Consider the following 13,505-nt stretch of genomic DNA (forward strand, 5'->3'; position numbering starts at 1 on the left):
CTCAAGGCCGGTGGCGCCTACGTGCCGCTGGATCCCACCTATCCGCGTGAGCGGCTGGCCTTCATGGTGGAGGACACGCGCGTGCCGGTGGTGCTGACGCAGCGCGCGCTGGTGCCGGTGCTGCCGGAGCGTGGCGCGGCGGTGGTGCTGCTGGACGAGGGCTGGAGCGAGATCGCCCGCGAGCCCGAGGACTCCCCGGGCATCCACGTGCCGGGCGAGTCCCTGGCCTATGTCATGTACACCTCGGGCTCCACCGGGCGGCCCAAGGGCGTCTGCATCCCGCAGCGCGCGGTGGCGAGGCTCGTGCTGGGCTCGTCCTTCGCGCGGTGGGCGCCGGACGAGGTGTTCCTCCAACTCGCGCCCATCTGCTTCGACGCCGCCACGCTCGAGCTGTGGGGCCCCCTGTTGCACGGTGCGCGCCTGGTCCTCTTCCCGCCGCACACCCCCACGGTGGACGAGCTGAAGTCCGTGCTGGATCGCCACGGGGTGACGACGCTCTGGCTGACGGCGGCGCTCTTCGAGCAGATCTCCGCCATGCGGCCGGAGGCGCTGCGGGGCGTGCGGCGGCTGCTCGCGGGCGGAGACGTGCTGCCTCCGGCCGCGGTGCGCGAGCGGCTCTCGCGGGGCGGTGTGCTCGTCAACGGATACGGGCCCACGGAGAACACCACCTTCACCACCTGTCATGTCATGGAGGGCGCCGCTCCCGAGGGCTCCATCCCCATCGGCCAGCCCATCGCCAACACGCGGGTGTACGTGGTGGATCGCCAGCTCCGGCCCGTGCCCGTGGGCGTGCCGGGCGAGCTGCTCATGGGCGGAGATGGCCTGGCCTGGGGCTACCTCGGGCGGCCGGACCTGACGGCGGAGCGCTTCATCCCGGATCCGTTCGGCCTGGAGCCCGGCGGGCGGCTGTACCGCTCGGGCGATCGGGTCCGCCACCGCGCGGACGGGACGCTGGAGTTCCTCGGGCGCATGGATGCGCAGGTGAAGGTCCGCGGCTTCCGCGTGGAGCCGGGCGAGGTGGAGGAGGCCCTCCGCGAGCACCCCGGTGTCGCCGAGGCGGTGGTGGTGGCGCGGCCGGATCCCGCGGGCGGCAAGCGGCTGGTGGCCTACGCCGTCCCACGGGCCGGGCACGAGCTGGACTCGCGCGCCCTGCGGACCTTCCTCGCGGAGCGGCTGCCCGAGCACATGGTGCCGGCGGTGCTCATGCCGCTGGCGGCGCTTCCGCTCTCGCCCAACGGCAAGGTGGATCGCGGGGCGCTCCCGGAGCCGGAGGTGTCGCGGCCGGCCGGTGTCGAGTTCGTGGAGCCCACCACGCCCCTGGAGCGGAAAATCTCGGAGTTGCTGGCGAAGGTGCTCGGGGTGGAGCGCGTGGGAGTGGAAGACCACTTCTTCGCGGACCTGGGTGGCAACTCCATGTCGGTGGTGAAGGCCTGCGCGCTCCTGCGGGAGGAGCTGAAGCGGGACGTGCCCGCCACACGCTTCTTCGAGCACTCGACGGTACGAGCGCTCGCCGCTTCCCTGGAGAGGGACGGGGAAGCCACGGCGGACGGGCAGGACAACGAGGTTCATGAAGATCGCGCGGAACAGCGGCGGCAGGCGTTCCGGCGGCAGGGCAGGCGAAGGGATCGCGGAAATGGATGACCAGAACGTGCAGCCCGAGGATCAAGGCAACGACATCGCGGTGATCGGCATGGCGGGGCGCTTCCCGAGTGCCAGGGATCTGCGTGCCTTCTGGCGCAACCTCCGGGACGGCGTGGAGTCCATCTCGTTCTTCTCGCGCAACGAACTGGAGCGCTCGCCGCTCGTGCCCGAGGAGGTGTGGAACCACCCGGCCTTCGTCCGCGCCGGTGGCATCCTCGAGGACTCGGACCACTTCGATCACGGCTTCTTCGACATCCCGCTGCGCGAGGCGCAGTGGATGGATCCGCAGCAGCGCCTCTTCCTCCAGTGCGCCTGGGCCGCGCTCGAGGACGCCGCGTATGATCCCACGCGCTTCCCGGGGCGCATCTCGCTCTACGCGGGCGCGGGCGCCTCCGGGCACCTGTTGTCGCTGCTCGGCGAGGCGCGGAAGGATCCCGCCGCGGGCCTGGATCTGGCCACGTCCGGCCCCGAGAGCCTGGCGATGAAGACGTCCTTCAAGCTCCAGCTCCGGGGCGAGAGCGTCGCCGTGTACACCGCGTGCTCCACGGGCCTGGTGGCCATCCACATGGCCTGCCAGAGCCTGCTGACGCGGCAGTCGGACGTCGCCCTGGCCGGCGCGGTGCGGATCGCCACGCCCCAGCGCACGGGCTACGTGTACCAGGAAGGGCTCATCTACTCGCCGGACGGGCACTGCCGCGCCTTCGATCACCGCGCCGCCGGGACGGTGGCCAGCAACGGCGTGGGCGTGGTGGTGCTCAAGCCCCTGGCCGATGCCCTGCGGGATGGGGACCACATCCACGCCGTCATCAAGGGCTCGGCCATCAACAACGACGGCCACCAGAAGGCCGGCTACACCGCGCCGAGCGTCGAGGGCCAGGCCGAGGTCATCGCGGACGCGCTCGCCTACGCGGGGCTCGAGGGCGATGACATCCAGTACGTGGAGGCGCACGGCACCGGCACGTCGCTGGGAGACCCCATCGAGGTCGCCGCGCTGACGCGGGCCTTCCGCAAGACCACGGACCGCAAGGGCTTCTGCGGCCTCGGCTCGCTCAAGACGAACCTGGGGCACATGGACGCGGCGGCCGGCGTGGCCGGGCTCATCAAGGTGGCGCTATCGTTGAAGCACGAGGAGCTGCCGCCCAGCCTGCACTTCGAGCGCCCCAACCCGGAGATCGACTTCGAGCGCAGCCCCTTCTTCGTCAACACCGCCCTGAAGCCGTGGCCTCGTGGCGAGGTGCCGCGCCGGGCGGGCGTGAGCTCCTTCGGCATCGGCGGCACCAACGCCCACGTGGTGCTGGAGGAGGCGCCTCCCGTCGTGGCGGACAAGACCGATGGCCGCCCGCAGCGGCTCGTGACGCTGTCCGCGCGCACGCCCACCGCCCTGGCGGAGATGGCGCGGGAGCTGGCCTCGCACGTGGAGTCCACGCCCGGCGTGTCCCTGGCGGACGTGGCCTTCACGCGCAACGTGGGCCGGCGGGCCTTCGAGTACCGGCAGTCCGTGGTGGCCACGGACGCGGCGAGCCTGGTGGAGCGGCTGCGCCAGTTGCCGGCGGCGGTGGAGGCGAACCGGACGCGCAGGGTGGCCTTCCTCTTCCCCGGGCAGGGTGTCCAGGCCGTGGGCATGGGCCGCGAGCTGCACGCGGCCGAGCCGGGCTTCCGCAAGGACGTGGACGCGGCGCTCGCGCGGCTGGAGCCTTCGCTCGCGGCCGACGTGCGGGCCCTGGTGCTTACTCCCCCGGGTCAGGAGGAGAACGCCGCGAAACGGCTGGCGGATCCGCGTGTGGCACTGCCCGCGCTCTTCATCGTCGAGCACGCGCTCGCCCGGCTCTGGATGTCCTGGGGCGTGAAGCCGCACGCGATGCTGGGGCACAGCTACGGTGAGTACGTGGTGGCGTGCGTGGCCGGCGTGCTGTCTCCCGAGGACGGCTTGCGGCTCGCCGTGGCCCGAGGCGCCCTGATGGCGCGGATGCCTCCGGGAGGCATGCTCTCGGTGGGCCTGGAGGAAGCGGAGTTGCTGCCGCTGCTCACGGGCGGGCTCACGCTGGCGGCCGTCAACGGTCCCGGCCGGTGCGTCGTCTCGGGACCCGTCGAGGCCGTCACGCAGCTGGAGCAGACCCTCTCTGGCCGGGGCGTGGGCGTGGTGCGCCTGCCCGCGGCTCATGCCTTCCACTCCAGCGCGGTGGAGCCGCTGATGCCGGACCTGGCGAGGGCCGTCTCCGGCCTGCGTCTCCAGGCGCCCAAGCTGCGCTACGTGTCGAGCCTCACCGGCACGTGGATCCGCCCCGAGGAGGCCACGGATCCCGCCTACTGGGCCCGGCAGATGCGCCAGCCCGTGCGCTTCGACGCGGGGCTCGAGGTGCTGATCGCGGACGGCTGCAGCGCCCTGCTCGAGGTGGGTCCGGGACAGGATCTCACGTCGCTGTGCCGCCCGCGCGTGCGCCAGGACAAGCGGATGATCTCCGTGCCGTCGCTGCGCCGCCGGCCCTCGGAGAGTGATTACGCCGGGCTGCTGCGTTCGCTCGGAGAGCTGTGGAGCGCGGGCGTCGAGGTGGACTGGTCGAAGTTCCACGCGGGCGGAGCCGGCCGGCGCACCCCGCTGCCCACGTACCCGTTCGAGGAGAAGTCCTGCCGCCTCCAGACCACGGCCGCGCTGCCCGCGCTGGACGCTCCCGGGATGGCCAAGGCCCCCGCGAGCACACCCGTGGCCGCGCCCGTAGCCGTGCCCGTGGCCGCGCCCCGGAGTGAGATCGAGCGCCGTGTCATGGAGATCTGGCGCGAGCGTCTGGGCACCGTGGAGATCGGTCCGCACGACGACTTCCTGGAGCTGGGTGGCAACTCGCTGATGGCGGCGCAGATGCTCACCCGCCTGCGCGAGACGTTCAACGTGCAGCTGCCGCTCGGCGCGCTCTTCGACGCCCCCACCGTGGCGGGGATCTCCGCGCACATCGAGTCCCTGCTCCAGGCGGCCCAGCCCACCACCGGGCCCGCGGCGCCCGAGGCCATGGTGCGGATCGATCGCCAGGGCGAGCTGCCGCTCTCCGTCGTCCAGGAGCGCGTCTGGCGCATGGAGCAGCGCGAGCCGGGCAACCCGGCCCTGAACATGCCGCTGGCGATCCGGATCTCCGGCGCGCTCGACGCGGGGCTGCTGGAGCGCAGCATCAACGAGGTCATCCGCCGGCACGAGATGCTCCGGGCGACCTACTCCGTGGTGGACGGGCGCGTGCGGCAGGGCTTCGCTTCCTCGCTGCGCATCCAGGTCCCCGTGGTGGATCTGCGCGGCCATGGGGGAGACCGCGAGGCGGAGGCGCTGCGGCTCGCGTTGGAGGAGGCGGAGCGGCCGTTCGCCCTGGAGCGTGAGCCCATCGTCCGGGCCCGGCTGCTGCGGCTGGACGCGGCGGAGCACCTGCTGCTGCTGACGGTCCACCACATCGGCGCGGACACGCTCTCGCTGGTGGCCTTCGTCCGCGAGGCGGCGGTGAACTACCAGGCCTTCCGCGACGGAAATCCGGCGCCGCTGCCGGAGCTGGCCGTGCAGTACGTGGATTACGCGGCCTGGGAGCGGCGCTCGCTGTCCGCGGGCGCCCTGGCCGAGCAGGAGGCGTACTGGCGCGAGGTGCTCGCCGAGCTGCCCGGATCGCTGGAGCTGGCCTCGGATCGCCCGCGCTCGGCACAACAGCGCCTGCGCGGCGCGCGCTTTCCCGTGTCCTTCACCGGGAAGCTCGGCACGGGGATCATCGCCTTCAACCAGCGCGAGCGCGTGACGTCCTTCGCCACGCTGCTGGCCGCGCTCTCCGCGCTGCTCTCCCGCTACTCGGGGCGCGAGGACGTGGTGGTGGGCACGCCCATCGGCAACCGCGCCCGGGGCGAGCTGGAGCCGCTCATCGGCTTCGTCGCCCATGCCATCGCGTTGAGGACCGACCTCTCCGGCGATCCGACCTTCCGCGAGCTGCTGAGCCGGGCCCGCGAGGTGACGATCGGCGCCTCGGCCAACCAGGATGTGCCCTTCGAGCATCTGCTGCCCCGCGTGTCCTCCGGGCGGGATCCGGGGCAGTCGCGGCTCTGTGACGCCGCCCTCGTGCTGCACGCGGATGTCACCACGGCTCCGCCGCCCGTCCCCGGGTTGGACATGCGTCTGGTGGAGGTGCCGGGCACGCCCGCCCAGTTCGGCGCCACGCTCGGTGAGCTGACGCTGCTCCTGACGGAGAGCCCCACCGGCTTCACGGGCTTCGTCGAGTACGCCACCGATCTCTATGAGGAGGCGCGCATCGCCCGGATGGTGGGCCACCTCGAGACGCTGCTGGCGGCGGTCATCGCGGATCCCGAGCTGCGGCTCTCGCGCCTGCCGCTCGCGACTCCGGCGGAGCGGAGCCTCGTGCTCCCCGTCCAGGGGGACACCTCGCCCGGTCTGTTGGCCCGGCTCGGGGCGCGCGTGGAGAAGTCCCCCGAGGCGGTGGCGATCAGCTCGGGCGATCGGCGGCTGACGTGGCGCGAGCTGGCCGCGTGCGCGCGGGGGCTCGCCACCCGGCTGTGCGGTGAGGGCGTGGGGCCGGAGGTTCCCGTGGCCCTCCGCCTGGAGCCGTCCATCGAGGCGGTGATCGCGCTCTGGGGCGTGCTGGAGGCGGGCGGGGCCTGCCTGCCCGTGGCTCCGGGTGAGCTGGCCGAGCTGCCCTCGCTCTTCCCGGCGGAAGGCCCCCGGCTGCTGCTGGTGGCCGGCTCCGGTGAGCCGCCGGCTCCGGCGGGGGTGCGCGTGCTGAAGGTGGACGCGGCGCTGTCCGAGGCGGGCGGCGCGGTGCCGGACGCACCGGCCGAGCGGCTGGCGTTCATCGTGCCCGCTCCCGAGGCGCTGGGCGGACGTGGCCGGCTCCAGCTGTCCCACCGCAACATCGCGCGGCTGCTGGCGTCGCTGGACGCGCGGATGGGCACGGGGGAGGGGGAGGTGTGGCTGGCGGCGGGTGGACCGGCGTCGGATCCCTCGGGACTGGACCTGCTGTGGGCGCTCGCGCGTGGGGTGCGCGTCGTCCTCCCGCCCGAGCGGCTGGCCGCGCGCTTCGCCGTCATGGGGCGGAAGCAGGGGGCGCACAGGAAGCTCGAGTTCAGCCTCTCGTACTTCGCCAATGACGAGGACTCGTTGGGCGAGCGCAAGTACGAGATGTTGATCGAGGGCGCGAAGTTCGCCGATGCGCACGGCTTCTCCGCCATCTGGACGCCGGAGCGGCGCTTCCACTCGTTCGGCGGCCTGTACCCAGCGCCCTCGGTGGTGAGCGGGGCGATCGCGATGATCACCCGCAACCTGAAGCTGCGCGCGGGCAGCGTCGTGCTGCCGCTGCATGATCCCATCGAGGTGGCCGAGCAGTGGTCCGTCGTGGACAACCTGTCCGGCGGGCGCGTGGGCCTGTCGTTCGCCACGGGCTGGCACGCCAATGACTTCTCGCTCTCGCCGGCCACGTTCGCCCGGCGGCGCGAGGTGTTGGTGGAGCGGCTGGAGGAGTTCCGGCGGCTGTGGCGCGGCGAGACGGTCCAGCGCCGCAATGGTGCCGGCGTGGAGGTGGAGCTCGCGGTGCGGCCCAGGCCGGTGCAGCGGGAGGTGCCGGTGTGGCTCACCTCGGCGGGCAACCCGGAGACGTTCCGTCAGGCGGGTGACGTGGGGGCGGGCATTCTCACCAACGTGCTCGGGCTCGGCTCCAACCTGAAGGAGCTCGAGGCGAAGGTGGCGCTCTACCGCGAGGCCTGGCGCAAGCGCGGCCACGGACCCGGCCGCGGCCACGTGACGCTGATGCTCCACACCTTCCTGGGCAAGGACCTCGACGAGGTCCGCTCCGTCGTCCGGGAGCCGCTCAAGAAGTACTTCCGAAGCTCGGTGGACATCTTCGGCAACCTGATGGCCAGCCAGGGCCTCCAGGTGGAGGACGTGCGCGGGCTCACCGAGCAGGACATGGATGCACTGCTCGGCCAGGGCGTCGAGCACTCGCTGCGCGATGGCGGCATCTTCGGCTCGGTGGAGGACGGCGAGCGGGTCATCGAGCACGTGCGGACGCTCGACGTGGATGAGATCGCCTGCCTCGTGGACTTCGGCGTGGGGCTGGAGGACACCATGTCCAGCCTGCGTCTGCTGGATGTGCTGAGGCAGCGCGTGCAGGCGGCGGCGGTGCGTCCCGAGCCCGTGCTCGCCGAGGGGGCGGGGGGCTTCGGAGAGCTGCTGGAGCGTGTCCGGAGCGAGGGGGTCACCGCGCTGCGCTGCGCGCCGTCGCAGGCCCGCGCGTTGGCGGAGCTGCCCGGAGCCTCCGAGGCGCTGGGGGGCGTGCGCCGGCTGGTGCTGGGCGGTGAGGCGGCCGCTCCGGAGGTGGCCTCGGCGCTGGGCCAGGCGTTCTCCTCGGAGCGCGTGGAGCTGGAGGCGTCCGTGGTCGAGGCGGCCTGGCCGGCCGCGGGTGCCGGGGCGATGCGGATCCTCGATGCGTCCGGTGCACCGGTGCCCGTGGGGGTCGTGGGTGAACTGGCGATCGGTGGTGCCGCCGTTCCGCGCGGCTTCTGGATGGACGCCGAGGCGACCCGCTCCCGCTTCATCCCCGTTTCCGGTGCGCACGAGCGCCTCTTCCTGACGGGACAGCGTGCCCGCTACCGCGTCGAAGGCGAGGTGGAACGGGTGGCTCCGCTCCGGGCCTCGAAGTCGCGCCGTCCTGCCCGGGCCACCCCGGCCACGCAGAACACGCGGAAGGACTCGCCCGTGACGCGGGTGTCGCGCGAGCGGCCACTGCCGCTCTCGTTCGCGCAGGAGCGGCTCTGGTTCCTGCAGCAGCTCAATCCGGCGGACGTGGCCTACAACAACACGGCCGCGCTGCGTCTGGTGGGGGCGCTGAAGGTGGAGCCCTTGGAGGCGGCGCTGAACGAGGTGGTGCGCCGGCACGAGGTGCTGCGCTCCACCTACGTCCTCGGGGACGAGGGGGCGCGGCAGGAGATCGCCCCCTTGATGCCGCTGGTGCTGGAGCATCGGGAGGCCACGGGGGCGTCCGCGGCCGAGCGCGAGGCGGAGGCCTTCCGGCTGGCGCGCGTCGAGGCCCTCAGGCCGTTCGATCTCCAGCGGGGCCCGGTGATGCGGGCCATGCTGATCCGCCTCGGCGAGACGGAGCACTTCCTGCAGCTCACCCTCCACCACGTGGCCTCGGACGCATGGTCCGCCACGGTGCTGTACGGCGAGCTGGGCGTGCTCTACGAGTCCTTCCTGGCGGGCCGTCCGTCGCCGCTGCCCGAGCTGCCGGTGCAGTACGCCGACTACGCCGTGTGGCAGCGCGGTTGGCTGAGCGGCCAGGCCCTGGAGTCGCAGCTCGCGTACTGGAAGAAGCAGCTCGCCGGAGTGCCGGTGCTGGAGCTGCCCACGGACAGGCCTCGTCCCGCCAACCGCTCCTGGGCGGGAGACGTGTACCGCTTCACGCTGCCGCGCGAGCTCTCCGAGCCCCTGCTGGCGCTCGGCCGCCGGGAGGGCTCCACCTCCTTCATGGTGATGATGGCCCTCTACCAGGCGCTCCTGCACCGCTACAGCGGCCAGGAGGACTTCGCCGTGGGCACGCCGCTCGCGGGCCGCGGCCGGACGGAGCTGGAGGGGCTCATCGGCTGCTTCATCAACACCCTGGCCCTGCGGGCGCCGCTCTCGGGCGCGCCTTCCTTCCGGCAGTTGCTGGGGCGCGTGCGGCACTCGGCGCTGGAGGCCTACGCCCACCAGGACGCGCCCTTCGAGCGCATCGTGGATGGGCTCGACCTGCCGCGCGACACGAGCCGCACCCCCGTGTTCCAGGCCAGCATCAACCTGATCAACACGCCGGAGACGGAGGTTCAGCTCCCGTCCCTGAAGTTCAACGTGATGGACGTTCCCGTGGGCAGCGCCAAGTTCGATCTGGGCTTGACGGTACGGGAGGATCGCGAGGGGCTCAGCTGCGTCTTCGAGTACGCCACGAGCCTGTTCGATGAGGCCACGGTGGCGGGCATGGCCCGGTGCCTCACGGGGCTGGCCCGCTCCGTGGTGGAGTCGCCGGACAAGCCGCTGGCCCTGCTGCCGCTGTTGGAGAACACCGAGGCGCACCGGCTGCTGGTGGAGTGGAACGACACCCGCGCCGCCATGCCCGCCACCACCATCCATGCGCTCTTCGAGGCGCAGGTGGAGCGCACGCCCGAGGCGCTGGCGGTGGCCGCTGGAGAGTCGAGGCTGACGTACCGGGAGCTGAACCGGCGGGCGAATCAGCTCGCCTGGCACCTGCGCGAGCTGGGCGTGGGACCGGACGTACCAGTGGGCCTGTTCCTGGAGCGCTCGGTGGACGCCATGGTGGGCCTGTGGGGCATCCTCAAGGCCGGAGGCGCCTACGTGCCCCTGGATCCCGCGTTCCCGGCCGAACGCCAGCGCGGAATCCTCGAGGACTCGCGTGCGCGTGCGCTCGTCACGGACTCGCGGCTGGCCGAGGGCCTCGGTGGGTTCAGTGGCACGGTGGTGTGCCTGGACACGGACGCGGCCCGGCTGGCCGCACGCGGCGAGGCCAACCCGCCTTCCAGCGTGCAGCCGGAGAACCTCGTCTACGTCATCTTCACGTCGGGCTCCACGGGTCGGCCCAAGGGCGTGGCCATCGAGCACCGGCAGCTCGTCAACTACGTGGAAGGTGTGTCGCGCAGGCTGGAGCTGCCCGAGGGCGCCAGCTTCGCCTCGGTGTCCACGCTGGCTGCGGACCTGGGCAACACCGCCGTCTTCCCGGCGCTCTGCCGGGGTGGCGCGCTGCACTTCATCTCGAAGGAGAGCGCCTCGGATCCGGCCGTGCTCGCTGGGATTCTCCAGAGCGGCGCGGTGGACGGCTTGAAGATCGTGCCCGCGCACCTGCAGGCCCTGCTGAGCTCGCCGCATCCGGAGCGGGTGCTGCCGCGCAAGCGCCTGGTGCTGGGCGGAGACGTGTCCGACTGGTCGCTGATGGACCGCGTGCATGAGCTGTCGCCGGAGCTGGTGGTGTTCAACCACTACGGCCCCACCGAGACGACCGTGGGGGTGCTCACCCAGCGCGTGGCGCGTGGACCCGAGGGCCGCATGTCCGCGTCGGTGCCGCTCGGCAAGCCGATTCCGAATGCACGGGTGTACGTGCTGGACAAGCACCTGCAGCCGGTGCCCGTGGGAGTGCCGGGCGAGCTTTGCATCGGCGGCAACAGCGTGGGACGGGGCTACCTGGGCCGGCCGGAGCTGACGGTGGAGCGCTTCGTGCCGGATCCGTACTCGGACGAGCCGGGCGCGAGGATGTACCGCACGGGAGACAAGGCGAGGCTGCTGGCGGACGGGAAGGTGGAGTTCCTGGGCCGAGTGGACCACCAGCTGAAGATCCGCGGCTACCGCGTGGAGCTGGGAGAGGTGGAAGCGGCGCTGGAGCGGCACCCGGCGGTGCGCGAGGCGGTGGTGGTGGCGAAGGAGGTGGCCGCGGGAGACAAGCGGCTGGTGGCGTACGCGGTGGCGAAGTCCGGGCAGGGGGTGGAGCCCGGAGCCCTGCGCGAGTTCGTGAGTGGCGTGCTGCCGGACTACATGGTGCCGACGGCCATCGTGGTGCTGGAGGCGCTGCCGCTGACGGCGAACGGCAAGGTGGACCGGGCGGCGCTGCCGGCGCCGGTGCTCGACAGGGTGGCGGAGCGGTTCGTGGCTCCGCGCACGCCCGTGGAGGAGGTGCTGGCGGGCCTGTGGAGCGAGCTGCTGCGCGTCCCGCGGGTGGGGGTGAACGAGAGCTTCTTCGAGCTCGGCGGCCACTCGCTGCTGGCGATGCAACTGGTGGCGCGGGTGCGGAACGCGCTGCGCGTGGAGCTGCCGCTCAAGGAGGTGTTCGAGGTCCCGACGGTGGCGGGTCTGGCCGAGCGGGTGGGCCGGGCGCTGGCCGCCGAGGAGGGCGCCACGCGGGTACCGCCGTTGAAGCGGGTGCCGCGCGATCGCGAGCTGCCGCTGTCGTTCGCCCAGGAGCGGTTGTGGCTGCTGGATCGGCTCGACGGAGGCGGCGTCTTCTACCACATCCCCATGGCGGTGGAGCTGACGGGCCCCGTGGACGTGGCGGCCCTGGAGCGGAGCCTGCATGAGCTGGCGCGCCGCCACGAGGCACTGCGGACGCGCTTCGTGGAGAAGGGTGGAACGCCGATCCAGATCATCGAGGAGTCGGCGGAGCTGCCGCTGGTGGTGGAGAACGTGGAGGGGGTGCCGGGGACCGGGTTCGAGGCGGCGGTGCGCGAACGCATCGAGCAGGAGCTGCGCAAGCCGTTCGAGCTGGAGAAGGGCCGGCTGACGCGGGCGCTCCTGCTGAGGGTGGAGCCGGAGCGGCACGTGCTGCTGCTGGTGGTGCACCACATCCTGTCGGATGGCTGGTCCATGGGGGTGCTGACGCGTGAGGTGGTGGCGATGTACGAGGCCTTCGCGCAAGGCCGGCCGTCGCCCCTGGCGGAGCTGCCGTTGCAGTACGCGGACTTCGCGGTGTGGCAGCGGGAGTGGCTGCGCGGCGAGGTGCTGGAGTCGCAGCTCGCCTGGTGGCGTGAGCAGCTGGAGGGCGCGCCGCACGTGCTGGATCTGCCGGTGGATCGGCCGAAGCGCGTGGCCGGAGCGGGACGGGCGGGCCGCAGGACGACGATGCTGTCCAATCGGCTGGTGGAGCGGTTGGAGGCGGTGGCGCGCGGCGAGGGCGCCACGCTCTTCATGTCGGTGCTGACCGGATTGCAGATGCTGCTGTCGCGCTACAGCGGACAGAAGGATTTGCTGCTCGGCGTGCCGTTCGCGAACCGTGGCCAGGTGGAGACGGAAGGGCTGCTCGGCCTGTTCTTCGAGCCGCTGGTGCTGCGGGCGGACCTGTCGGGACGGCCGGACTTCCGCGAGCTGCTGCGGCGCGCGAAGCAGTCGGTGCTGGGGGCGTTCACGCATCCCCACGTGCCCTTCGAGCCGCTGCTGAAGGCGCTCGGAGTGCAGCGCAACGTGACGAGGGCGCCGCTGTTCCAGGTGCTCTTCGCGCACGTGGAGGAGATCCCGGAGCCCACCACGCTGCCCGGAGGCGTCGGGGTGAGGCTGATTCCCTCGGAGCCGGCGAGCACCGAGATGGATCTGACCGTGATGATGACGCGGATGGCCGACGGCCTCATGTTGAGCGTGCTCTACAACGCGGACCTGTTCGATGCGGATCGCATCGAGCGGATGCTGGAGCGGATGGAGGCCCTGCTCGAAGGAGCGGTGGCTGCTCCGGACCGGGTGGTGGATGAGCTGCCACTGCTGAAGGAGGCCGAGCGCAACCGGCTGCTGGTGGAGTGGAACTGCGCTCGCGAGGAGGTGCCACGCGAGGCGACCCTGCACTCCCTCTTCGAGGCGCAGGAGGCGAGGACGCCGGACGCGCTGGCGGTGATGGAAGGAAGCCGCACGGTGACGTACCGCGAGCTGGACGCGCGGGCGGCGCAGCTGGCGCGTCAGTTGAGGGCGAGTGGGGTGGGGTTGGAGACGAGGGTGGGCGTGTGCGTGGAGCGCTCGGTGGAGATGGTGGTGGCGCTGCTGGGCGTGCTGAAGGCGGGAGGGGCGTACGTCCCGCTGGATGCGGAGTACCCGGTGGAGCGGCTGCGCTTCATGCTGGAGGACAGCGGCGCACGGGTGGTGGTGGCCAGAGGAGCACTGCGGGAGAAGCTGGGAGAAGCAGCGGGCCGTGTGTGGCTGGACGTGGAGGAAGCGTCGCGGCCGGTGGAGGGAGCACCTGAGCTGAAGGTGGAGGTACCGGCGGAGGCAGCGGCGTACGTGCTGTACACGTCGGGGTCGACGGGAAAGCCGAAGGGAGTGGTGGTGCAGCACCGCTCGCTGGTGAATTTCACGAGGGCGGCGTGGCAGGCCTTCCCAGTGGAGC

Annotated in this window: 2 protein-coding genes (1 of these 2 only partly in view); both read left to right on the forward strand. The window is 72.2% G+C overall.

Annotated elements, in window-relative coordinates; all coding sequences use genetic code 11:
• Window positions 1–1,641, forward strand: the 3' end of a protein-coding gene (locus AC16DP_RS20065) for a non-ribosomal peptide synthase/polyketide synthase (RefSeq protein WP_329726534.1). The gene continues 15,555 nt to the left of window position 1, outside the view; 1,641 of the gene's 17,196 nt are visible here — the last part of the coding sequence; its start codon lies off the left edge, out of view; the stop codon is at window positions 1,639–1,641.
• The coding region (locus AC16DP_RS20070; RefSeq protein WP_483956820.1) for an amino acid adenylation domain-containing protein at window positions 1,634–13,505 on the forward strand (11,872 nt) is incomplete at its 3' end. The genes AC16DP_RS20065 and AC16DP_RS20070, both read left to right, overlap by 8 nt.

It is taken from the genome of Archangium sp. (assembly GCF_057119385.1).